Below are 23,910 nucleotides of genomic sequence, written 5' to 3' on the forward strand. Positions count from 1 at the left end.
GCGCGATGGAGAGGATCGGCTTCGTCGGCATCGGCAACATGGGGCGGCCGATGACGGCCAATATCGTCAAATCCAGGTTTCCGCTGACGCTCTACGACGCGAATGCAGAGGCCGCCCGCGCGCATGCGGCGGAGATCGGCGCCAATGCCGCGGCCTCGCTCGCGGAACTGGGCGCGGCGAGCGATGTCGTCGTCACCATGCTGCCCAACGGCAAGATCGTCCGCGAGGTCATGCTGGAAGCCGACGGCGGGCTGGCGTCGCAGCTGAAACCCGGCGCGCTGCTGATCGACATGAGTTCGTCCGATCCCATCGGCAGCCGCGACCTCGGTCCGCTCCTGGCCGGGCCTGGCATCGGCTTTGTCGACGCACCGGTCTCGGGCGCCGTCCCGCGCGCCATCGCGGGTACGCTGACCATCATGCTGGGCAGCGACGATCCGGCCTTGTCGCAGCGGGCCAAGCCGGTGCTGCTCTCGATGGGAAACCGCGTCTTCGACACGGGCCCGCTCGGCTCCGGCCACGCCATGAAGGCACTCAACAATTTCGTCGCGGCGGCCGGTTTCGCCGCCGTCGCCGAGGCGCTGATCCTCGCCGGCCGCTTCGGCCTCGACCCCAAGGTCGCGGTGGAGATCATGAACGTCTCGACCGGCCGCAACTTCTCCACCGAAAACGTGTTCGGCCAGCACGTGTTGACTGGAGACTTCGCCACCGGCTTCGCGCTCGGCCTGCTCGCCAAGGACGTCGGCATCGCCGCCGGCCTCGCCACCGCGCTGGATAAGCCGCTACCGATCGTCGCCGAGACCGACCGCTGGTGGCAGGCGGCCCTCGGGCGGCTCGGCGGCACCGTCGACCACTCCGCCGCGTTCAAGGCCTGGAACGGCGAGGGCTGACCGTGTCCGTCACCATCTATGGCATCAAAAACTGCGACACCATGAAGAAGGCCCGCGCCTGGCTCGACGCCCACGGCGTCGCCTACGCCTTCCACGACTACAAGACCGCCGGCCTCGACGAAGCCCGCCTGCAGGGCTGGATCGACGAACTAGGGTGGGAACCCCTGCTCAACCGCGCCGGCACCACCTTCCGCAAGCTGCCCGACCGCGACAAGGCCGACCTCGACGAGGAGAAGGCCAGGCGCCTTATGCTTGACCAGCCCTCGATGATCAGGCGCCCGGTGCTCGACGTGGACGGGTGCCTGACGGTGGGATTCAAGCCGGAGACATATGAGAGTGTGGTGGGAGGGTAGGGGCTCGCTACGCCCGCCGACGACGATTGGCGACAGCACCTCCACCCTTTCGTCATCCCAGGGCGAAGCAGCCGCGAAGCGGCGTCGCGCAGACCCTGGGATCCATGCCTGAGCATATCGGCAGAGTGAGACGGTGCAGGAAACCGCCTCTTCGCCACCTCATCCTTCGCCGCCTCTCAGGCCTGGATCCCCGGCTCTCCCTCCGCCGCGCTCCGGTCGGCCGAGGATGACGAAGCGGAGGGGCGGTCGACGGTTGGCAAATGCCCCCCGCCGCCGACGGTTAGCGCCGCCACCCCACCTTCGTCATCCCAGGGCGGAGCAGCCGCGAAGCGGCGTCGCGCAGACCCTGGGATCCATGCCTGAGAATCGCGGCAGCGTGAGGCGGCGCAGGAAACCGCCCTTCGTCCACGTCCACCACCCCACCCGTCACCATCTCTCAGGCCTGGATCCTCGGCTCTCCCTCCGCTGCGCTCCGGTCGGCCGAGGATGACGAAGCGGAGGGGCGGTAGACGGTTGGCGAATGCCCCCCGCCGCCGACGGTTAGCGACGACACCCCCACCTTCGTCATCCCAGGGCGGAGCAGCCGCGCAGCGGCGTCGCGCAGACCCTGGGATCCATGCCTGAGAATCGCGGCAGCGTGAGGTAGTGCAGGAAACCGCGACGGGTCCTCCACCACCGCACCCGTCACCGCTTCTCAGGCGTGGATCCCCGGCTCTCCCTCCGCTGCGCTCCGGTCGGCCGAGGATGACGAAGCGGATGGGGCCGGACGGCGTGGACGAAACCGGCGCCGACCCCAACAAGATCAACCGCTTCCTCGAATTCCATCCACGGCCCCGCCACCCGCGCCACACTACCCGCCGGTCAGCAAAGGACACGAGATGGACGTGCGTGCGCAAATGGTGGACGAAAGGATGCTTCGGCGCGTCATGGCGCTGCTCGTCTCCTTCGCCGCCATGGCCGAGCAGGCCGCCACGCGCTCAGGGCCGGTGCGCTGGTTCGTGCTCGTCCTCCTGCGCTATGCGGAGGCGGTGTCGGAAAGCTACGTCCTCGAGGCGGCGGGCATGCCGCTCTCGGAACTCGAAGGGATCGCGCCGATCGGCAGCGACCCCGACGACGCGCTGCGGCTCGCCGCGCGCTTCTATGCGCTGGCCGCCGCCCTCTGCACACTCTTGCCCCTCGGAAACCTGTTCGACCGCCAATGCGAGCATCGCGGCCTCAGGTCACACGCCGCAGCGGACTGCGGTCACCGCCCAAGCGGCTGGATGCTGAAGCCGCACGACACGTCTTAAGGCAAGTAGCGTCGCCGACGGTGGAGCATCGCTGCCGACGGTATCGCGCCCTCGTGGCAAGTTTGCCCAACCCTGAACTTGTCCAACCAGGAGAACCATGCACCGGCGGCTCGCTTCCGACGCGCATGCCGACTGCCGCTTGACATGCAGGTAAATACCTGCATATTATCCTCCAACGAACCGATCGAAGCGATGGACCCGGACAAGGTATTCAAGGCGCTCGCCGACCCGACACGCAGGAAGCTGCTGGATCTTCTGGCCGAGAGGAACGGCCGGACGCTCGGAGAGCTCTGCGAGAACCTGGACATGGCGCGGCAATCCGCCACGCAGCACATCGGCATACTGGAAGCGGCCAACCTGGTGAGCACGGTCCGACGCGGGCGGGAGAAGCTGCATTTCATCAACCCCGTACCGCTGCACGAGGTCTACGAGCGGTGGGTGCGCAAGTTCGAACGACAGCGGCTCGCCCTGTTGCACGATCTGAAAAAGGAACTCGAAGGAGAGTGACCATGACCGGTGAGACGATCAGCTTTGTCTATGTGACCTACATCCTCTCCACGCCGCAAAAAGTGTTCGAGGCCATCACGCGGCCGGACGTCGCGCGGCGCTACTGGGGCCACGAGAACGTCTCCGACTGGCAGCCCGGCTCGAAATGGGAGCATGTCCGCGCCAACGACGAGCGGACGGTCGAACTCGTCGGCAAGGTCATCGAGGTCTCACCTCCCTCGCGCCTCGTCATGAGCTGGGCCAATGCCTCCCAGGCGGACGATCCTTCAAGCTACAGCCGGGTCACGTTCGACATCGTCGAATATGACGACATGGTCCGGCTGACCGTCACCCACGACGACCTGGTCGCGGGAAGCGGAATGGCGAACGGCGTGAGCAAGGGCTGGCCGGTGGTTCTCTCCAGTCTGAAATCGCTGCTGGAAACCGGTCGCGGGCTCGACGTCTTCGCCAAGCCGAAGGCGGCATGATCCCATCGGCGCGACCGTTTATCGAACCGGAACTGTGGAGGCGAAACCATGAAGATCGGCGTCATCGGCGTTGGCGAGATCGGCGGAACGCTCGCCGCGGGGTGGAGCGGGACGGGCCACGCCGTGCGCGTGGCAAATTCGCGCGGACCCGACGCGGTCCGGACGTTCGCGGATGAAATCGGGGCCGTCGCCGCCGATGTCCGCGGCGCGGTGGAAGGTGCCGAGGTCGTGCTGCTGTCCATGCCTTTTCCCGCGGTGGCGACGTTGCCCGGCGATCTCTTCGATCGGGCGGCGGAAGGCGTAGTGATCATCGATACGGCGAACTACTACCCCGATGTGCGCGATCCCCGCATTCCGGAGATCGACGCCGGAATGCCCGAGAGTGTCTGGGTGGCGCGGCAACTCGGGCGGCCCATCATCAAGGCGTTCAACAGCATCATGTTCCACGCGCTCTCAAAACTGGGAAAGCCCAAAGGATCGCCAGACCGGCTGGCGATCCCCGTGGCGGGTGACGATGCCCGCGCCAAACATGTCGTCATGACACTGGTGGACGAGGTGGATTTCGATCCGGTCGATGGCGGTTCACTGGAGGATCGTGGCGGCAGCAGCCTTCGACGCCCGCCTATTGCTGCGATTATGACGTAGCCAGGACGCTGCAGGGGATCAGGGCGGCGGTCAAGGGCAGGGCGGAGACGATCCGCGACGGCGCGTGGCGGGAGAAATACGGCAGGCTGTTCGCCGGCAACCCCACCTATGCCGACGTCCATCCCGAGATCATCGCGATGAACCGTTCGTTCAACCCACTCTAGACCCGAGCTTCGGGGCCTCTGCTGCCCCACACCGAAAACGACTTCGGGAGGCCGGCACCGGGGTGGTTTCCCACAATTCGAATTGAGCGATCCATAAGGAAAACGACGATGTCCATACAATACACCGGCGGATGCGCCTGCGGCGCGATTCGCTACGAGACGAGCGGCGAACCCCTCTTCCAGAACCATTGCCAGTGCACGGATTGCCAGAAACGAAGCGGCACCGGACACGGCTCCTATCTCACCTTCCGGAACCGCGCGGAGATGACGATCACGGGCGAGGCGGCGAACTGGCGGGTCGCCGGCGACAGCGGCAACGACAAGGTCCACGCCTTCTGCCCGACCTGCGGCGCGCCCGTCTTCCTGACGTTCGCCGCGATGCCGGACCTCGTCGCGATCCATGCGGCGAGCCTCGACGAGCCGGGCCGCTTCGTCCCGCAGGCGATCACCTACGCCATGCGCGCCCATGCCTGGGACAGGATGGACCCCGCGCTGCCTTCATTCGACAAGATGCCCGCCGGATAGGTGCGGGCGGAGGTGGCGCGATCTGCGGCTTCGATCGCCCGCGTATGCGGGAGGTCTCGTGCGACCGGCCCCCGCGCGCGTCTCGTGCTCGAACTGTCACCCGCCCGAAAACGTCACCTTCACCCCGCGCTGCCGGAAATAGGCCTGCATCAGCTTGCGCCCCGACCGGTTGCCCTGCGCGAGCTTGGCCGGATCGAACACGGCCTCCTTCTGCCCTTCCCGCGCCATCGCGGCCTTGAGGGTCGCGATGTGCTCGTCGAGTTCGGCATTGTCCGCCTGCAGCGATTCGTAGATTCGGTCCGTCGCCTCGGCCACAGTCGGTTCGCTCACGCTCATGCTCCTTGCTTGTCCGGCCGGCGGTTACCACGGCTTCGCCGCGACCGGAAGCGGGGAAGGGCGCGCCTACGCCCACTCCCCCTTGCGCATCACCGGTTCGCTCGCCCCGTCGGCGTCGATCCCGTCCACGTCGATCTCGCCCGAGCCGATCATCCAGTCGATGTGGATGAAGCTCTTGTTGCCGCCGGCGGTGGCGATCGCGTGGGCGTCCATCAGCGCGCCGTTGCGGAAGCATTTCGAGTAGCACTGGCCGAGCGCGATGTGGCTCGCCGCGTTCTCGTCGAACAGGGTGTTGTAGAACAGGAGCCCGCTCTGCGAGATCGGCGAGGAGTGCGGCACCAGCGCCACCTCGCCCAGTCGCCGTGCGCCCTCGTCCGTGTCGAGCACCTTTTCCAGCACGTCCTGTCCGCGCGCCGCCTTCGCCTCGACGATCCGGCCTTCCTCGAAGCGCACTTCGATGCCGTCGATCAGCGTGCCCTGGTAGGAGAGCGGCTTGGTACTGACCACGCGCCCTTCCACCCGGCGCGCATGCGGGGTGGTGAACACCTCTTCGGTCGGGATGTTGGGGTTGCAGGTGATGCCGTTCTTGGCCGTCGAGGCGCCGCCGTGCCATTCGTGCCCGTCGGCCAGCCCCACGGTCAGGTCCGTGCCCGGCCCGGTGAAGCGCAACGCGGAAAAATTCTTGCCGTTCAGCCATACGGTGCGCGTGCGCAGTGCCGCATTGTGCGCGGCCCAGGCGGAAACCGGATCGTCGTTGTCGACGCGCGAGGCGGCGAAGATCGCCTCGGCGAGCTTGGCCACCGCCACGTCCTCTTCGTCGCCAGGGAAGACGACCTTGGCCCAGGAAGGGTTCGGATAGGACACGATGTTCCAGTTGATGTCGAACACGAACTATGGCAGCGGCAATCCACAGTGAGCAACATCGGGCAACAGGAAAGGCGTTCACTAAGAAGGGGTTACCGGCGCGCAGGCAAAGTCCGTTCAACATCGAACAACATCGACCAACATCGAGCAACATACACCAAATGTATGAAAGCGCCTTGCGGGTGGGTGTTTCGTGTTGTATGTTTTCATACATTTACAACTATGACGGGAAGACGTAGATGGGCCGGTTGAACAAGCTGACCGACAAGCAGGTGAGGGCAGCAAAGACTGGGCTGCACGGGGACGGATCAGGCTTATTCCTGCGGGTGCAGGGCGACGCCCGCTCATGGGTGTTCATCTACCAGCGCGAAAAGCGCCGTCGAAATATGGGTCTTGGTTCGTACCCGACTGTTTCGCTCGCACTGGCTAGGGAGTTCGCATCTGTTGCACGTGAACAGATTGCCCGTGGCTTAGATCCTCTGGACGAACGCAAGCGCGCAAACCCGCCGACATTCGAAGTGATGGCTCTGAAATTCGTCGACGCGAACGCCCCGAACTGGACGCCGAACGTCACCGAACGCTATCGGTCATTCATCGCAAAACACCTCGGCGCTCTGAATGCCATGACTGTCGACAAGATCGAGACGCCGCACGTGGTCGCGACACTCAAGCCACTTTGGGGCACTCCGACTGGGGCCTATGTGCGCAGTGCGATCGAACGCATCTTGAATTATGCCACGGTGAGCGGCTATCGCGCCGAGGGTCCGAACCCCGCACGCTTTAAAGGGCATATCGCCCTCCTGTTACCTCAGAAGCAAACGCCAACGGAACACCACGCGGCGATGCCCTTCGCTGACGTGCCCGCGTACTACAAGCGGCTCTTGGAACGCCGTACGTTCGCGTCCCGCGCCCTGCAATTCACGATCTTGATAGGCCTGCGGCAAGCCGAGACGCGCCTGTTGCGTTGGCGCGAAGTCCGAGACGATCACATTGAAATCGAGGCTGAACGCTACAAGGCGCGCAAAGCGTTCAGAGCGCCGCTGTCCGCCCCCGCACGTGTCATCCTCGATGCCATGCGCGCGATCAACCCCGACTCGGGGCCGGACGATCTCGTGTTCCCCGGTCGTGACGGCAAGTCGCCTCTATCGCACCGCATCTTCGCGCAGACGATGGACTTCACCGGGGCGAAGGATTTCACCGTTCACGGGTTCCGATCATCGTTTGCCGATTGGGCGTTGAAGCAGGGGAATGCATTGCACGTAGTCGATATGTGTCTCGGGCATCTCGTCGGTTCGAAGGTGTCGCGAGCCTACTTGCGCACCGACATGCTCGATGAACGCCGCTCGATCATTGACGCCTGGGCGGAATACATCAAAGCCAGTCCGGCGAGTTGAAAGCCCATTCGCTAGAGGAATACATATGATACAATCGTCCACCGGTAGCAGCCGACCAATCTCTGTCGCTCCAAAGCCACAGATGCTCCCCTGAAAAGCCGTCGCTTTCTGGAACTATATGTGGTCCACTATTGCAATCTAGATTGACCGGCCCGCTCTCGGCAGGGCTATACTGGAATGCTGATACTCCTTGGCCAAAGCCCGATTCGCAGCCCAGTTGGCCGCCAGCGAGGCTTCTTGCCGCCATCCGTTCAGGCGCATATGCGCGTCCGAACTCGAGATTGGAGATCGAAAGTTAAATCACTAAAGACTTGAACCTCGAACAATCGGCAATACTATATGACCGTCAGATGCAGCCCCTACGCACCATGAGCCATCCACCGAGAGTAGTCTTTTCATTCTGCGGATTGAGTAGTGTCTCCGACAAAACTGTCAAACACTCTCCACTGCCGACGGTTCCAAGCGTACCGGATGCGGCGGTTGGTCCAACGCGGAGATTCACTGCACTGATCGCGTACAGTTTATCTCCCTTCTTGAGCTCTGATGCCGCCGCGAACGGTGCCTCTTTGGTTGAAGCGGGTCTGAGCTGCCCCGCCGGAGTCGGATTACCAATCTCAGACATCTCATAGTAAGCAAATGCATTGAGATTCGCGAGGGCATCTACGATCGCTAATCGAAGCGTCTTATCCTTCACCAAGTCATGCTCAGACTGAAGAATATTCCGCGATATAGAGTCCATCGCAGTCCAACCTGTCTCTGACCGCGCGAGGGCCTCAGCCACCGCTAGCTTGTAGCGATATGACCCGGAAGGTATACCGCGAATGAGTTCAGTAGCTAGGTCACCGTACGTAGATACCAATTTCGCCAGTTTCAGTCGGGCCTGCCGCCGCAACGTTGTATTCCCCCCCTCGGCTTCAAAAAGCAGGGCAGCAAGCAAATCTGGATCGGGAAGGGTTGATGATTCCTTTTCCGCCTTCGGTGAATTCGTAATGCTCGGGGGCGTAGCCAAGGCGACCGTTTGTAGCGCTTCCACCGCGACAGACTTCACTGAACTATCAGAGATGTCGATAACCGTCGCGGTCTCATCCGAAACAACCGGCACAAGCACCCTTGCGGACAAGCGCCAAGTCGAAGCTTTGCCCCCGGCTTGGACGACCGCTTCCGCCCCGCGCCTGGTTGCAGAAAGCTTCGGAGGTACAGTCACAAGGTAATCGGAGGCGCCGCAACTTCCACTGCAGCTAAGTCTCACATCGGCAAGCTCAGCATTCGATGGAAGTGATTTTGGTATGCTGAGTACAAGCTTTTTCTCCGTAAATTCTTTCGGGCAAGTATCAGCGCATCCTTGCGAGCCGAAGTTCTCATAAATCTCAAGTTCGTACTGTTGTGCAAGTGCTCCACCCCGACCTCCATCTTCAACCGCTCCGACGAATAGAGGCCTCAAGGCTAACTGGGAGCTGGATCTCGCTACTGAACTCGCAACATTAATCGCTTCAGCGGGCAGCTTAAACAAAATCTCCCCGCGATCGAGTAAGTTATCATATAACCGTCCAATAGTCGGGGTCTGTCGCGGATTTTCCTGAGGGACCATTCCCACTAGAAAGGCACCAAGTTCCCTACCCGTCAAATAGCCGTCCCGGTTTGAATCAGCGGCTGGCCTCGCACCAAGGAGTGCCTGACTGAAGAGTTGTAGGAACTTACTCTGCGCGGGAACTTCTTGTTCCTCGGTGCCCGCGGCAAAAAACTCGCGTACTGGCAAATTAACGTGATCACTAAAGATATAATCTTTTGGCAGCGGCTTGCTGTCCGCGATTTCTTCACCCCGTGAGTTGAAAATAGAACCAGAGAAGCAACTGTCAAATACAAACAGAGAATGTTTTACCTCAATTGCCTGAGCCCACTCGACAAATTCACTCAAGCGAACGCCGTGCCTAATCACTTCTTCATCGAGGTTCTCATCGGTTAGTTTTGGAACGTCCACCGGTAGTAAGTACCCAGTGCGGCTTAGGACCATCTGTTCATTGTACGTTCGGGTGTGCACGCGTCGTGTGATGCCGTGCCCAGCGAAGTAGACTAAGAGACGCGACTGTGGATTGAAGCCATATTCAGAAAAGAAGGATCGGAGCGCATGCCTAATCTCCGAGGCAGTGAGGTCGTAGTATACCTGGACGCTAAACCCATGCTGTTCCAAGGTGGTCCTCAGCTGCGCCATTTCACGACGAACTTCGGGAAGCTTACGTAAGAAGCGATATTCAGATTGTCCTAATAGGAGCGCGTAACTCCCATGGTAAAACTGAAAATCACGTCCCTTGGAGTCAGCATCGACCAACTCAACCTGAACCGCACCAGCTGGCGTCTGTTCATGGGGCTCAAGCGCGATTGCGGCGGTTGGAGCAAATAGAAGACATATGATTGCGAAAAGACGGACGAGATAAGCTGTCTCAAAGCGCATTTAGTTATTCCGTGCTCGCATCGTCAGGAAATATCTCATTCAACTTCATAGTATCATTCTCTTCGAGATAGGCGTCGAAGTCAGCATAGCTGATCTCTGGATCTAGTTCGGGGATCCCAAGAGGGCTCCGTGATCGAGTTTGCTCGTATAGCCCGCGCTTGATAAGCTCCAAGTTCTCATCCCGAACGGCGCGATTCCACTTTGACGGATGAAGCATATAGCCCATGTTCAAATACTTCGAACTCTTCGAGTTAAGAATCCAGCAGTCGACTTTCTTGCCACCCGGCAACTGCGGGCAATAACCTGTTTGATTCGGTAATTTGTTCAGAAAGGCATATCTATAAGCATAGCCAGAATCGCCGGTAGTCCCATTCCCTTGAGCGGACCAATACTTAAAACCAACTGCGGCATCGCTATATGTCGTCAGTTCATTCCCTTTGGCGTCGAGATACGCAAGGAAGATGACCGCATGCCCTGTCGGCTTTTTTCCAGGCCTATTGCGATTGATGTTAAGAAAGGAACCGGGGGTAAGTTCAGAAAATCTCACGCGCTTACCAATTCCGAATGTGACTAGCGCATCTGCGGTCCCGTAGGCATCAAGACGACCGTCGACCCATATATGAGATCGCAGGTCACGTGGCCGCATGCTGTTCCAGGTGGAGGCTGGCAGGAACTCATACACGCTCTTGTCGCCCGTTTCTTCAACATAAAACTTGATGGCATAAATAATAGCTTCAGCGACTGCGGCCACACACATGGTGCGTGGCGGATTAGTCGGATTAATAGAGTCTCCGTTGTAGGCTATTTTGTGCGAATAAGCTCTGTTAATATCATACCCTTTGCTAGGATAAGTCGACTGTAGATGTTTGACAGCCCTTAAGATATACCTATTAAATGAGTCCGCCGGTGGTGTCTGTGCCCAGGCGGTACTGCAGATTATTACAGAACAGGCGATGCCAAAAAACATCGAAAGGAAGCGTGGAAACATGTTGTCCTCCTCTGAACAAGGTGAACTTAGCAGAATGTTTGATTGAGTCAATCGTACGCAATAGATAGTGATTTGACTAACTCGTACATGCCACCTTAGGAGGAATTATCACATCCACGCTGGCTGGTGTATTTGGAAGAGCGACTTGCGTCTGAATTTGGTTGCGAGTGCTATTTTGCCTCTTGGTGCAAGGAAATCTAGCTAGATCTGCCGGTCTCGAGAGTGCGTCGCTACAAGAGTATCTTAGCGAGGTATGTGCAGAGCTGAGCGGCTACAGCTTGAAGCACACCGTTTCACTCCCGCCCATCCGCGAACTTCGGACCGTCGGACAGAGGTCCATTCATAGCTACCTCGCCAAATGCCGGTGGAAACTCTCGCAATGAGGCCCTATGTGTTCCGCGCGAATTGTTACGGAATTGTGAGAACAGGAATGACATCCCACCCGCGCGCAATCTCCGCCTCGATCGATCCGATCAAGCTCGACCGGCTGGCCGAAGTGGCCGTCAAGGTCGGCCTGCAACTCCAGCCGGGACAGGACCTCGTCATGACCGCGCCTGTGGCATCGCTTCCGCTGGTGCGCCGGATCGCCGAGCATGCCTACAAGGCCGGCGCCGGGCTGGTGACGCCCTTCCTCGCTGACGAGGAGGTGACGCTCGCGCGCTTCCGCCACGCCTCGGAGGAGAGTTTCGACCGCGCCGCCGGCTGGCTCTACGAGGGCATGGGCAAGGCCTTTGCCGGCAACGCCGCGCGGCTGGCGATCGCGGGCGACAACCCGATGCTGCTCTCGGGCCAGGACCCGGCCAAGGTGTCGCGCGCCAACAAGGCGAATTCGATGGCTTACCAGCCGGCGCTGGAGAAGATCGCAGGGTTTGATATCAACTGGAACATCGTGTCCTACCCGAACCCTTCCTGGGCGAAGGTCGTCTTCCCCGGCGACGAAGAGGACGTGGCGGTGGCCAAGCTCGCCGCGGCCATCTTCGCCGCCTCGCGCGTCGAAGGCGACGATCCGGTTTCCGCCTGGGCCGCGCACAATGCGGCACTGCGCACGCGCACCGTATGGCTGAACGGCAAGAATTTTTCCGCGCTGCGCTTCACCGGGCCGGGCACGGACCTGACTGTGGGGCTTGCCGACGGCCACGAGTGGCACGGCGGCGCCTCGACGGCCAAGAACGGCATCACCTGCAACCCCAACATCCCGACCGAAGAGGTGTTCACCACCCCGCATGCGCGCCGGGTGGACGGGCGCGTGGTCAGTACCAAGCCGCTCTCCTACCAGGGCACGCTGATCGACGGCATCGAGGTGCGCTTCGAGGCCGGGCGCATCGTGGAGGCGAAGGCGGCGCGCGGACAGGACGTGCTGGAAAAGGTGCTCGACACGGACGAGGGCGCACGGCGACTGGGCGAGGTGGCGCTGGTGCCGCATTCCTCGCCAATCTCGCAGAGCGGGCTCCTGTTCTACAACACCCTGTTCGACGAGAACGCAGCGAGCCACATCGCGCTCGGCCAGTGCTACTCGAAGTGCTTCCGCGACGGCGCCACCATGACGCCCGACCAGATCGCGACCGCCGGCGGCAACAAGAGCTTCATCCACATCGACTGGATGATCGGCTCGGGCCAGATCGACGTCGACGGGATCGCCGCCGACGGGTCGAGCGAGCCGGTGATGCGCAAGGGTGAGTGGGCGTAGCGAAGGGACCGGGCGAAAGCGTTGCCCGCAGGAACCTAATAACCTCCCAGTTCGATGCCCGGGCGGAACACGTCACGGCCTTAGCCCCTCACGTCGGCACCTTCCCAAACTGGATTGCCAGCGATCCGCGATTGCGTCGCTACCACCCCGCCTTGTGGCATCGGGTATGCGAGCAACTCTAACGGGAATAGGACATCCTTCCTAGCCGCATAAGCCTCTGTATTGACGAAGAGATTCGGGTTGCTTCGACCAACTTCAGTTAATTCGGGGTTATCCTATTTGCTCACGCTTCAATAAGCACTAACTCTCTCGTGCATCGAACATTGCTTGAAAACTGTAGCAACAATGCAGTCTAGAGCTTGTTTAACTTCACGCATGAAAGGAAACGAGATGAACACGACTGACACGAAGCAAGGGGCTGCTCCGGACTACACAGCCGATATCGCCAAGATCGAGAAGCTTTTCCAGGGTCTCAATGTGAACAAAGTGGAGATCGGCAAGGAACTTAGGAGGGTCAAAAAGGAGGTTGTTCCACATGGCCAGTTCGAGCAGTGGTGCGAGGATTACTTGAAGCGACCAAAACGCACCCTTGAAGATTACATGAAGATGTCTCGCGCCGCGGATGGGCTTGAAAAGAAGGGCGTGGATTTCACGCTTTTCAGAGCCTCGGCCCTCGCAAAAATCGGCACGGACAGCTGCACCGAGGAAGCTCTAGAAGCGATTGTCGCGAAGTTCACGAAGGACGGCAAAGCGCCATCCTATGACAACGTCGTCAGTCTGATTGCAGCCCACAAAAAGTCGCGGCCGGTTGCGAAGTCGAAGTCCGCCAAGTCGAAAGGCAAGAGGATGTCTGCCGCCGCCAAAACGAACTCAGCGACGATATCAGGCAAGGTCGAGACCGCCCCCAAACCGTCCGAGCAAATCGCGCCACCTCAGCCCGATGCCGGTGAAACTCAGGAACACGTCGAACCAGTCGTCGAACAAAGTATAAGTCGAAAGCGAACTGCTGCACAACAGTTCATTAAGGAGCAAGTGGAAAGGCTCCTCGCACTTCTTGAGAAGTTAGAACCGCACTACCGGGAGGAAGGGCGCAAGTGTTTAACGGCTTTGGGCTACGGTCACCTAATACCAAAAGGGGAGTTATCAGAGACGGTACCCGAACCCGATGCAACCGCCGTCCAATGACCCGGCCTTGAGGGGTCGGTGCCCATATCGTGCCGATCCCGCTCTGTCCGTCCTCTAAACCGTGCGTGCGCCTCGCTTGACACACCGCAAGGCAGACGCGCAATGTCGCTCTGTCACACGCAAGGACGAGGGGTACGCGGCATGTTCGACAGGATCGAAGATCGAATCCCTTTCGACCCGCAACCCTTCAAGATCCCCGCTAAGCTTGATCATCCGGTCCTGTCGTGGGCGTGGTCGATACACGAGTGCCGGGGCGCCACCCCCGCAAGATGCGAGCAATCGACTCCACGTCCCAGCCAAACCCTTTCAGCCACCCGCGCCCTTTGAACCCCGCACCCTCCACAACAAGTTCGACCGCCTGATACCGCTGATCCAACGGGATATTGGCACGCGCGATCTCGACCACGCTCTCGTACGTCCCCCGCATCCGGTCAGGCCCGTACTCCACAGCCTCCCGATACTCATTGCGAAACAAGACCGGCAGCGAGTATTCGACCCCTTCGAACACCTGTTCCCCATACCCGCGCTCGACAACCTCATGACGTAGCCACAGGGGTCGACCTGGCTCCCACTGATTCCGGCGCCACGATTTCAGTATCCCGCCCATGATCTCGCGGACCTCGCCGACCGTCCAATCGTCCGCACTCTGCTGTGGCAAATTGTGAAGACCATTCTTCGGCTTCTTGATCGCGCGATTGATCAGGACCGAACCTGTCGAACCGCTTACGCGCTTGTTGATCAGCATCTCCTCGACCAGCATGCGACCGAACCCATGATCCATGCCGCCCGTTGGCATCAACTCCAACAGATTATCCACATAGAGCCACCGCCCATCATCCCGAAGTTCGTACAGCAGCGGCGAACACCACATCTCGTTCGGCCCGCCCTCGACCACTCTCCCGCCCATCAGGAGCGTCAGGTACGCCATCTTGATATCGCGCAACCCGCTCACGAAGATGTCGACGTCCGAAGCCTTGTTTCCGATGGCTCGCGATCTGCGACCGGTACCGTTGGCGACGTAGTCCAAAACAAAGGTCGGCCGTTTCCACTTCCGCATAAGCAAGCTGTCGGTCGGCGTCTGATCCCGCTGCAGGACGGCATCCCATACCTGCATTGTCACTGCCGCACCTCCGATCCTTCGCCGACCGAAACCCGTTCGATCACCAACTCCTCACCCGAACCCCGCGAAACCCGAAACACCTCCGGCCGGCGATCACTCTCGAATGAGACCGTCAGCAAGTTGGCCTCGATATTCACCCCGATTGTCGGACCATCCTCGACCGGGAATCGAGCCAGCACATGAGCGAATGCGCTGACCATGTTGAGAAACAGTGGCCCCACTCCATCCCTGTACTTCGAGGTCAGATTGGCAACACGCGCCGCCTCATTCGCCAGATGCTGCATGTCATTCATGATCCGGCACCTGCACCAAACCCCGCTCCCAACCGTCGCCGAACGCCTCCGACATGACCCGCGCACCTTTCTCCGCCTGCTCACGCTGCAACCGCAGGAATTCGCTCACCGGCCGCTGATCCGCCCTCTCTGTGGCTACGTTCCCGAACACGCGCAGCGCTTCATCGAAACTGATCATCGCGATATCGATCAGATTGCGCAGAGCATGAAGGTGACGGTCATGATCATCCAGAAGAGTTCGCGGCCTGTCATCGGAGCGCAGATGTTGCGAACAAAAGCTTCTCTCATTGGAACCATCCTTTCATGGCATAAGGTCGAAACTGAACGCTGGCACCTCAGGAACGCGATTAGTCAGTAATTCTTGCTGGCTTGGTTGTGCAGCCAATCGAGACCGTCGCGTTCGACGCGGACAAGTCCGACATTGGGTCTCGCCGGGTCCGGTGCGTTGAACAGAACTCGATTGTCGAAAAGGATCTTCACGATGGCGTCGAGCCGATCGGTTACGTGCAAGCCGCTCAGCTCGCCCCACTCGATGCGCTGGCGGAGACCATCCCGAATGGCGCGTAAGGGCGTCGGGTCGTAGCTGCCCCGCAGGAGATTGAAAACCTCGATGGCTTCGTGTTTCGAGAGTGACGGAGCGTTCTTGTTGATCTTCGTCGCCTTCACCGGCGCGATCTCCGGTGCGATTTTCGGTTTCGCAGGCTCGACCGGCGCCCCGACCTCGACAACTCGATTGATGTTGCCGAACTCGGGGTTGAGCGGGTCCGGGCCAGCGCGAAGTTCCCAGCGCGCATCCACGTGCATGTTCGCGAAGAGGATCGGCACGAGTTTCCGGGCGTCGAGATGCGGCAGGGTTGCGCGCCCCGACCGGAAGGCGTCGAGCGTCGAAACTGACACTCCGGTCTTCTGCGCGAGCACGGCGTCGGGGTCGCTCCACGCTTTGAGGACCTTGCGCACCTTCGCCAACGTGGCTTCCTGATTTCGAGCGATACGGTCACGCTCGTTGAATTCCTCGTCCACGACGCGTTCCACAGGTCGTTCAACCTTCGGCTTGCGATGCGCTTCGGATGTATTGATAAACCCGCTCAGCATGTTGCCAATCTTGTCGATCATCATTGTTCTCCTGAAGTGCGTTCGCCTGTGGCAATCGGAAACAACCCGTAGCTGAAACCAGGCATCACGATTGGCAGGAGTTTCTCGATGGTTGTGTTTGCGATAGTTACGCTTGGACGCTTCACGAAAAGTGTTAGCGAAGCATAACTGATGCCCGATTTCTGGGACAGACTATATAGAGAGGATTTGGCTGAATAGGCTATTGTTGCATCGCGAATACGTTCAATATCAGCAGAAATATTCATCGCTGCCCCTCGCTTTAACGTCGCGATGACATTTATATTAATGTGACATTCAATTCAACAATCAAAGCAAATTTTCGCAAGTGAAAGCGCGCATTGGTGTAACAAGAAAATAGTAGAATCCAAAGTAAGCTATTTGATATTTCTCAATGCCACAGTATAGGCGCCGTAATAGGTCGCCTCTATTTCCTCTTTTGGTGAACGGGTTGACGACCGGTGGGTATCTTTGCACCCCGTCGATCACTTGATTTCGTACCAAACGGGCTCCACCATGGTGCAATGTGCAACCTCTACAACGTCACCAAGGGACCTCAGGCGATCCTCGAGTTCACGCGGGCGATGATCAACGACGCTGGCAATCTTCAGCCGGGCAACATCTATCCAGACTATCCAGCCCCGATTGTTCGAAACGGTTCTTCCGGCCGCGAGCTTGTACGGGCGCGATGGGGAATGCCCTCGTCCCAAAAGGCCATCTTTGATGCCACGTCGAAACGCGCCGCCAAGCTCGAACAGAAGGGCAAGGTCGTCGACTTCCAGGAACTGCTGCGGAACGAGCCAGATCTAGGCACCACCAACGTGCGGAACCTAAGCTCGAAGCACTGGCGTCCGTGGCAAAGCGTCGAGAGTCGATGTCTCGTGCCGGCAACGTCGTTTTCGGAGTATGGGAAAGAACGCGATCCCGAGACTGGCCGCCTGCCGCTCTTCTGGTTCGCATTGGAAGAGACCTGTCCGCTCTTCGTTTTCGCCGGAATCTGGACGCACTGGAACGGCGTGCGCAAAGCGAAGGAGGGAAGAGTCAGTGCGGATATCTTCGCCTTTCTCACGTGCGAACCAAACTCAATCGTTGCACCGATCCATCCAAAGGCGATGCCCGTCATCCTCACAACAGCCGAAGAGATGGACGTTTGGATGCGCGCCCCGTGGGAAGAGGCGAAGGCTCTACAACGCCCGCTGCCCGATCACATGCTGACAATGGTCCAGAAGCCCGAGAACGCGGATGCAGCCTGACGAACCGCCGGGCTTCTTCTCGCGTACAAGCCGCCGAGCATTCTTCGTGGGGATGTGGACGGCATTGGCATGCATATTCACCCTGTGGATGACGGTTGGCTAGGGGCGAGAGCTCTCCAGATTGTGCAGAGAACCGAGCCGACAATGCGATAGCAAGGTGGTGCAAGGACCTTGGAACAGCAACAATGCGCCTCATTCCGGTCGCTGTGCTCGCCCTTTACATTGCCCGTTAGCAGACATCCTCTGCGAGAGTTCGAGGCGACTGCGCAATCGGATGAGTAGGCCGACCGCGAAGCCGGCAAGCACACAGCTGGCCTCAGAACGGCCGAGCGCTAGGACCTGGTCAGTCTACGCTGCGTGAAGTACCGCTTGCGTCAGGAGCGGGATATCCTGCCAAAGGCACCGAACCGGGTTGCGCAAGAGAGCAAGGCGCACGCGCACCCCAGTGGGTTTTCCTGCCTATGTGCGCTCACCAGACCGTCTTCCAAATCCGGACCATGGCCGGCGTCTTCAAAGTCTTCCCGTAGCTACTACGCCTGGCGTGGCAGGCGGGCTTCGACACGTGCGACCGCGACATCGACCTTACACATAGCATCCGCGCGATCCATACTCCTGCGCGCGGGACGTGTGGCGCGCCAGATGTCCAGGCAGCGCTTAAGGCGGACAGCATCGCCTGTGACAATCTCGATAACTTGCGCCTTGAAACATCTGTCGCGCTGCGCGAGGTTCAACGGTGGCCGGGATTCTCAGATGCTCAACGTCTTTCACATTAGCGACCTACATTTCACTGGTAGCCCCTCGGGCCAACTCCGCGATAATGCGCTTGCTGCTGCGCGCGCGATACTCCAACTTGCGCAAGATCTGCGCGACGATGGAACACTAAGCCCCGACGCATGCATCTTCTTCACCGGTGATCTTGTTCAATCGGGTGGCACACCTGAGCCGGACCAAGTTTCCGATTTTGAGGCGTTGCAGACAGAATTTTTGCAGCCATTGCAGGCACTACTTAACGTTCCTCCGGATCGAGTTTTTATTGTGCCCGGCAACCACGATTTAGATCGCAATGCTGTGGTCGAACACGAACGTCTGAAGCAGGGGCAGTATGCCCAGAGCGGTATTTGCGAAGACGACGTCAATAGAGACCTCAATTCTAAGCTAAGCCGCTTCTTTTCTTTCGTCGCAGCGAACGGCTATAGGTCGATAACGCCTGCCGAACCGCGGATAGCGCGGTACGAGTTCAACGGAGTTCCAATAGTATGTTTTAACGGATTGGCTGGATGTTACAGTCGTCAGGGATACGGCGACAAAGGCGAATTGTTTGTTCTCGGATCCGAGCTCGCCAATCATATTGCAAAGATACCAAGAAACTCGGTTGTTCTTACTCATCACCCGCTGTCATGGTATGCCGACAACTGCGCGAACGATCTTAAGGAGTTTCTCTCGACCCGGCATTGCCGGGTGCTTACTGGCCACATCCACGACCGCGGCCTTGAACAGACTGAGACCGCTAAAGGGGCGTTCGTTACGATCCAGGCTGGCGCGTCAGTCGAGGTCGGCGTCCCTTACCAAGTAGCGGTCGCCTGGTTGCCACATTCAGATAGCGCTGCTGTTCGTCATTACGCCTATCAAACCCGCTTGGGGCGGTTTGAATTGACCTCGCCTGCGACTACAAAAGTTGCTCCGAGCAAGTCTAAGAGCTTCTTCGAGCGATCTGAAGCTTTTTACGACCCCGCAGTTCTAGATGCCGCAGTGGAAGGCGCGTCCGCCATCAGCGAAAAGGAACTGCGCCTCGCGACCGGCCGTGGTCTAACATCTTTTGTGCCACCAGACATTTCTCACTTCCCTGTCGATCAGTTCAGCGGACGGCGTACCACGATGGCTGCAGTTGAATCCGATCCGAACAACCGTGTGATCAGTGGAGAAGAACTAAGCGGAAAGAGTTCTCTGGTGCACTACCTGAGCGCCAGAGCAGCCAGGGGAGAGAGCAAAAAAGGCCGCTCTGTCCCAATTGTTCTCGACTATCGCGTCATTGAAGCCGGGCACGATTTGGAAGACGCTGTAATCAAGCAGTTAACGGCTCTGAACCTCACAAGAAGTCAGGCTGCGTATGCGCTGACCCTGGGTAAGGTAGAAATTTATTTCGATAATTTTGACCCCAATTTATCTGCCGCGCTCTCAAGTTTTCATTCATATTTTTCAATATACCCATTGGTGCGATGGACCGTTGTTACGCGAGGGGACCAACGCTTCATGCCCTCTAGAGCGCCGGCATCATTTCCGCGTGAGCGCATAACTTATTATCAGCTCAGCGAGACCACGCTCCCAACCGTAATTAAGTTAATTGAGAATCACGAAAGCGGGCGATCGGTAGAACGTCCTCGCGCGGTAGTGGAGCAAGTGTTCCGCTCGATAAACAACCTCCGTGCCCCGCGAACTATATTTTATGTGAAAAGCATGGTGGACGTGTTTCTAACCGACGCGTCCGTTGAGCCGCTCAACAGATACCTTCTAATTGAAAACCTACTTTCTGAGCGCATTCGGGGTGCTCACAAGGACGCGCTTCCCTATCAGCCGGTCGATATGGAAATGCTGGAAACCTTCATTGGCCAGGTCGCTTACCGACTGATGGAGCGCTCGGAGCCTTACATTTCGAAGGCCGACTTCTACGTTCTCGTTCAAGATTTTGTCGAACGGAAGGGTATCCAGAGGAAAAGATTCGATGCGGACGTCGTTCTCCAGATCCTTACGACGAGCTTTGTGCTGCGAGAGTATGAGTTTGGGTATGGCTTTATGATGCTGAGCATCGAAGATTATTTCCTTGCGAAGCACATGGGCAAAGATGAAAAGTTTCGGTCATACATTATGTCGACAGACGGTCTGATGATCTACCCGTCGGTTGCCGAATACTATGTTGCGCAGAATCCGAGTGACAAACCCCGCATTGAGCAGATTTTATCACTTATCGACGATTTTGTGGCTGAGGTTGCGCCCTTACTGGACGCGATCCGAGATAGCTCAACTGCGGCGATTGCGGGGGCTCGGCCTGGCAGCGTTCTTCCGCTTCAGGATGAACTCGTCGATATGCTGGGGCAGCTTCAAGCTGCTGATGAACCGACGTCTCTAAAGTTTGACGATCCCAGCCCAGTAGGACGCACGAAACGCGTACGTTTCGCGATAGAGGAGCGGGGAGCTGTGTTTCTGCAGCTTGGCGCTTCTATCCTTGGAGTTACACGGACACTAGACCAGGCTGAACGGATAGAAATTTTCAAACGCCTCCGCAGCGTCCTTCTTACAAGCCTGCACGCGCTGCCTGTTATCGCGCAACATCTTGCGGACGGAGGAGAGGTAACATTTCGCGGATCTACGCTAAAAGCTGATTATATAGGCGAATTGTCGGTCAAAGAAAATCGATTCTACCTTATTCTAAGAGGAATGATATATAGTCTATTCAAAAATTTCGGGACTTGGGCCGGCAGCCCGAGCTTCTATAACGCGGCGGTCCAGCTCAGGTCAGTTGAGGAGGATGAATTCGTCAAAGCGGCATTGTTCGCGCAGAATGTCGAGGCGGATCTTTCGGAGGCATTGAGTTTCATACCGGATATTTCAAATGAGGCGGATAGCTTGGTTGTCCGAGAGATACTGGTTCGTCTTTATCTGGATGCGATGACGCTTGTACCTCTAGAGCGCGATTTAGAAGCACGAGCGGTAGATCAGCTGGTCGACGTGGCAATACAGTTGAAGCCGCCCGCAAATAGCGACACAGATTCGATTGAACGTCATAAAACGCGTCTTCGGCAGACATACAGCGACCGGATCGGTTTCAACGCGTATATCGGTCGTCTAATCAAGGGCGGCCCTAAACAATAAGCAGAAAGGTAGTCAATGGACCTTGCGGACGCGTTGTCGCCTTTGCTCAGTGGCGGCCAATGATCTGGTCTTCCGTGAACCGGCTCTTCTTCCTCTCCGTCTCCTTTCGAAGGAGTCCAGTTCAAACCGAGGGCGCTCCCGGGGGCAACGTCAGTCCGTGTCGTCGTATGGCGCTCGTTTGCGATGACCGAACTCAACTTCCAGAGGGAAAAGCCAACAGCTGCCTTAGAGGTGCCTTCGCCGAACCAGGGTACGCACGACGACCCTGGTTCAAGTCGCTACCGCCGCCACGACGTGCTGGGCCGTCGTAAGCGTTTCAAGGGTGTTTGCGGATCGGCGGACCCTCGCTACTCATAAGACAATTGATTTCGCTGCCGTTGGTCTCGCCGTAGTATACAGAGATTCTGCTCCAGATATGAAACAATACTACCGCAGACGTTCGAATACTAAATTCGTATTAGGACCCGTGGACACCCATTCCCGTATTTTACAATCACCGCCTCTTTTAGGCGCGGACCCGCTCAAAACGACTCGATCTCTATCAGCCCCAAAAATGTCCCCTTGCACCAGATATTCAATTGGACCGCATTTACGATTAAAAATCTTCGCATTGCCTACCATTCTTGTGCCGTGTATGCGCCCTGAAAACAGGACTGTTCCTGCCGGTAAATGCCGAAGTTGCGGTTTGGGCTCATAGTATGTGATGGAAACATCATTTACACCAATAGATCCCTCAGAGATATAGAATTTCATGATACTTCCATTATGAATCCATTTGCCGTCAAGAAATCTTATGTATTCTGAATTATCGACCTTGCCCGTTTTCCGTCTCTCCAGCATAGAGTAGGCATCAATAAGTGTATTGTATCCAGGGACGACAGATAGAGAACTAAACGGAAAACTGTCGCTCGAAACGCCATGATCGGATATTGTAAAGACGCACTCCGGTCCATCAAATTCACTCGTAAACCTAAATATCGTATGCCCCCCATCAGACAATTCTCTGTGCAAGAATGTGAGCGTTGATTCCATCCCTTCGGGATAATGAAACTCCAAGATATCACCGGCGATGAGGTCGTCAGCTTCGTCCACAGTCCGCCTAGAATCGGCACCCCAAAATCCGAAATTCTTACACGCTACATAAAGATCTTCCTCCGACGGTTTTTCAATCGCCGGCAATCCATATACAGATATTCCCCATCTACCCACCTTATCAACAGTATCGATTACGAAGAGATCGGATTTTGGCGTATCTAACATACGCTGAACTAAGCCGCTGCTCCACTCCGTCTGCAGCGCATAGACAATTATCTTTGCCGCGATATTAATTGCAGCTTCGTATGCGTTCACCACTACGTATTCCAGATTTTTGCTAGGTAGTCCCGACAGTTCGCTTGCATCTGTGAAGGGTGAATGAAAACCGAGCTTGCCTGAATAGTGAAGCGTTCGGCTTGGTACGAATGTGGCATCGCCCGTATGCCGCGATCCGCCCATGAATATTACCGCACAGCTCGAGAGACATTCACCACTTGGCGGAATATACGTACCAGCGCCTTTACGTCGTAGGTAAGAGCCTATCTTGAGAGCTTCGAGGAGATCTCCGCCCTGACTATTTAATTCCACCACGAAGCCTGGTCTAGCGTTAGCAAACTCGCAATTAGTAAAGTGTGCGGTTGGTTCACCAAGTACGTCTCGAATCTGTTCGAAATCACCCTCCCTGATAGGTCCATGTACCTGAATAATATTTACCCACTCTGGAACGTATAAGGGCACATCAATAAAAATTTCTTCAGCCGAACACTTTACTTCAGCTGCCGACAACTCGGTCGACATCCCTATAATACAGAATGTGAACACGGTCAGGATATTAAAAGGTCGCTTGCGATTCTGCGGTTTACCAGACATGTTAATCTCGCTGAGCTTAATCTAAAAAACTCGCGCACCTATTGCTCGCAGCGATTGTCACGAGGCCATCCCCTAAAGTAGGTAGCAACCTCTCAACGCGGAGCGCTTCTATTTCGGCCCCATACAGACAGATGAGATTCTCCACATAGTCGCCAATTTGATCGCTTACGACACGACCATCGCATACATGTGTTTTTATACAGCGACCTATTATATCTAATCGATCAATTACATATATCAGAGAGTATTCAGTTTCAATAGAAGCGTCTACAATCTCTTTCGCAATAGCGTCGATAGCTTCAGCATTGGAATTGTACTCAGATATCTTTCTTAAGTCATAATTCAACCAAGGCAGCTCAATAGCACGCCGATGTTCGAGAACGTCTGGATCGGTAAAGGCAGAAAGTAGAGCAACGGATTGACTGATCTTTGACTGGTCGACATTATTCTTATATTCGTATATAGCTACCACAATGGCGAACATGACACCAATATAGCTGGACACCCGCAACAACCGGATGATTTGGGCGGTCGATACCGCGACTGCCGCTCTGAGCGCGTGTTTTTCGGCACCCTGATCGGATCGGGGCCATTCCGGCGTGCTTCTGGCCGTTTTCGGACA

The 23,910-nt window shown here is 57.6% G+C and carries 22 protein-coding genes and 1 pseudogene; 12 read left to right on the forward strand and 11 right to left on the reverse strand.

All coding sequences use genetic code 11. The features are described 5' to 3' along the window. Nucleotides 1–5 precede the first annotated feature (5 nt). The 7 genes from ABGN05_RS20305 (at nt 6) to ABGN05_RS20335 (ending at nt 4,837) form a co-directional block, all read left to right on the forward strand. Nucleotides 6–887, forward strand: coding sequence for an NAD(P)-dependent oxidoreductase (locus ABGN05_RS20305; protein ID WP_367955850.1), 882 nt, complete (start codon nt 6–8; stop codon nt 885–887). Nucleotides 888–889: 2 nt separating this feature from the next. Continuing rightward, on the forward strand, nt 890–1,240 hold the full coding sequence (locus tag ABGN05_RS20310; protein ID WP_367955851.1) for an ArsC family reductase: 351 nt from the start codon (nt 890–892) through the stop codon (nt 1,238–1,240). A gap of 884 nt (nt 1,241–2,124) precedes the next feature. Then, a complete protein-coding gene (locus ABGN05_RS20315) occupies nt 2,125–2,529 on the forward strand; it encodes a hypothetical protein (protein ID WP_367955852.1) in 405 nt (134 codons plus the stop codon). Nucleotides 2,530–2,721: 192 nt separating this feature from the next. Beyond that, nucleotides 2,722–3,036 (forward strand): ArsR/SmtB family transcription factor, encoded by a 315-nt coding sequence (locus ABGN05_RS20320; protein ID WP_367955853.1) that lies wholly within the window; start codon nt 2,722–2,724, stop codon nt 3,034–3,036. A gap of 2 nt (nt 3,037–3,038) precedes the next feature. Further along, the gene (locus ABGN05_RS20325) at nt 3,039–3,503 is read left to right on the forward strand and encodes an SRPBCC family protein (protein WP_367955854.1); all 465 of its coding nucleotides are present in this window, start codon (nt 3,039–3,041) and stop codon (nt 3,501–3,503) included. Between the two features lie 48 nt (nt 3,504–3,551). Beyond that, the gene (locus ABGN05_RS20330; RefSeq protein ID WP_367955855.1) at nt 3,552–4,148 is read left to right on the forward strand and encodes an NADPH-dependent F420 reductase; all 597 of its coding nucleotides are present in this window, start codon (nt 3,552–3,554) and stop codon (nt 4,146–4,148) included. Nucleotides 4,149–4,420: 272 nt separating this feature from the next. After that, entirely contained in the window at nt 4,421–4,837 is a 417-nt protein-coding gene (locus ABGN05_RS20335) for a GFA family protein (RefSeq protein WP_367955856.1), read from the forward strand. A gap of 96 nt (nt 4,838–4,933) precedes the next feature. Here ABGN05_RS20335 and ABGN05_RS20340 read toward each other — a convergent pair whose 3' ends face one another. Both ABGN05_RS20340 and ABGN05_RS20345 read right to left on the reverse strand, forming a co-directional pair. Then, on the reverse strand, nt 4,934–5,173 hold the full coding sequence (locus ABGN05_RS20340) for a hypothetical protein (protein WP_367955857.1): 240 nt from the start codon (nt 5,171–5,173) through the stop codon (nt 4,934–4,936). 66 nt (nt 5,174–5,239) lie between these two features. Continuing rightward, nucleotides 5,240–6,058, reverse strand: a pseudogene (locus tag ABGN05_RS20345) (aminopeptidase); the annotation flags it as partial. Between the two features lie 218 nt (nt 6,059–6,276). On the opposite strand from ABGN05_RS20345, the gene ABGN05_RS20350 reads away from it, so the two are divergent. Beyond that, nucleotides 6,277–7,431, forward strand: coding sequence for a tyrosine-type recombinase/integrase (locus ABGN05_RS20350; protein WP_367955858.1), 1,155 nt, complete (start codon nt 6,277–6,279; stop codon nt 7,429–7,431). A gap of 346 nt (nt 7,432–7,777) precedes the next feature. Here ABGN05_RS20350 and ABGN05_RS20355 read toward each other — a convergent pair whose 3' ends face one another. Both ABGN05_RS20355 and ABGN05_RS20360 read right to left on the reverse strand, forming a co-directional pair. After that, nucleotides 7,778–9,880, reverse strand: a complete 2,103-nt coding sequence (locus ABGN05_RS20355) for a caspase family protein (protein WP_367955859.1) — start codon at nt 9,878–9,880, stop codon at nt 7,778–7,780. A gap of 4 nt (nt 9,881–9,884) precedes the next feature. Further along, a complete protein-coding gene (locus tag ABGN05_RS20360) occupies nt 9,885–10,868 on the reverse strand; it encodes a hypothetical protein (RefSeq protein WP_367955860.1) in 984 nt (327 codons plus the stop codon). 430 nt (nt 10,869–11,298) lie between these two features. Here ABGN05_RS20360 and ABGN05_RS20365 point away from each other — a divergent pair, with 430 nt between their 5' ends. Continuing rightward, entirely contained in the window at nt 11,299–12,555 is a 1,257-nt protein-coding gene (locus ABGN05_RS20365; protein WP_367955861.1) for an aminopeptidase, read from the forward strand. Between the two features lie 390 nt (nt 12,556–12,945). Further along, nucleotides 12,946–13,740: a DUF3102 domain-containing protein gene (locus ABGN05_RS20370; RefSeq protein ID WP_367955862.1), complete on the forward strand. Its 795-nt coding sequence runs from the start codon at nt 12,946–12,948 to the stop codon at nt 13,738–13,740. A 199-nt stretch (nt 13,741–13,939) separates the two neighbouring features. Here ABGN05_RS20370 and ABGN05_RS20375 read toward each other — a convergent pair whose 3' ends face one another. From ABGN05_RS20375 to ABGN05_RS20395, 5 genes are all read right to left on the reverse strand, one after another. Further along, a complete protein-coding gene (locus ABGN05_RS20375) occupies nt 13,940–14,860 on the reverse strand; it encodes a hypothetical protein (protein WP_367955863.1) in 921 nt (306 codons plus the stop codon). Then, complete coding sequence (locus tag ABGN05_RS20380; RefSeq protein WP_367955864.1) at nt 14,857–15,153, reverse strand: hypothetical protein; 297 nt, start codon at nt 15,151–15,153, stop codon at nt 14,857–14,859. Before ABGN05_RS20380 ends, ABGN05_RS20375 begins: the two co-directional genes overlap by 4 nt. Next, nucleotides 15,146–15,331, reverse strand: coding sequence for a hypothetical protein (locus ABGN05_RS20385; protein ID WP_367955865.1), 186 nt, complete (start codon nt 15,329–15,331; stop codon nt 15,146–15,148). The genes ABGN05_RS20380 and ABGN05_RS20385 overlap by 8 nt, the downstream gene beginning before the upstream one ends. 173 nt (nt 15,332–15,504) lie before the next feature. Further along, nucleotides 15,505–16,269 carry a hypothetical protein gene (locus ABGN05_RS20390; protein WP_367955866.1) on the reverse strand — a complete coding sequence of 255 codons (765 nt, stop codon included), beginning with the start codon at nt 16,267–16,269 and terminating at the stop codon, nt 15,505–15,507. After that, nucleotides 16,266–16,511, reverse strand: a complete 246-nt coding sequence (locus ABGN05_RS20395) for a helix-turn-helix domain-containing protein (RefSeq protein ID WP_367955867.1) — start codon at nt 16,509–16,511, stop codon at nt 16,266–16,268. Before ABGN05_RS20395 ends, ABGN05_RS20390 begins: the two co-directional genes overlap by 4 nt. Nucleotides 16,512–16,787: 276 nt before the next feature. Here ABGN05_RS20395 and ABGN05_RS20400 point away from each other — a divergent pair, with 276 nt between their 5' ends. Next, entirely contained in the window at nt 16,788–17,516 is a 729-nt protein-coding gene (locus ABGN05_RS20400; protein WP_367955868.1) for an SOS response-associated peptidase, read from the forward strand. A 750-nt stretch (nt 17,517–18,266) separates the two neighbouring features. Next, nucleotides 18,267–21,383 (forward strand): metallophosphoesterase, encoded by a 3,117-nt coding sequence (locus ABGN05_RS20405; RefSeq protein ID WP_367955869.1) that lies wholly within the window; start codon nt 18,267–18,269, stop codon nt 21,381–21,383. A 426-nt stretch (nt 21,384–21,809) separates the two neighbouring features. On the opposite strand, the gene ABGN05_RS20410 is transcribed toward ABGN05_RS20405, so the two are convergent. Beyond that, nucleotides 21,810–23,288 (reverse strand): hypothetical protein, encoded by a 1,479-nt coding sequence (locus ABGN05_RS20410; RefSeq protein ID WP_367955870.1) that lies wholly within the window; start codon nt 23,286–23,288, stop codon nt 21,810–21,812. A 16-nt stretch (nt 23,289–23,304) separates the two neighbouring features. After that, the coding region (locus ABGN05_RS20415) for a hypothetical protein (protein ID WP_367955871.1) at nt 23,305–23,910 on the reverse strand (606 nt) is incomplete at its 5' end.

It is taken from the genome of Aquibium pacificum (assembly GCF_040839445.1).
In the GTDB taxonomy this organism is placed as follows: domain Bacteria; phylum Pseudomonadota; class Alphaproteobacteria; order Rhizobiales; family Rhizobiaceae; genus Aquibium; species Aquibium pacificus.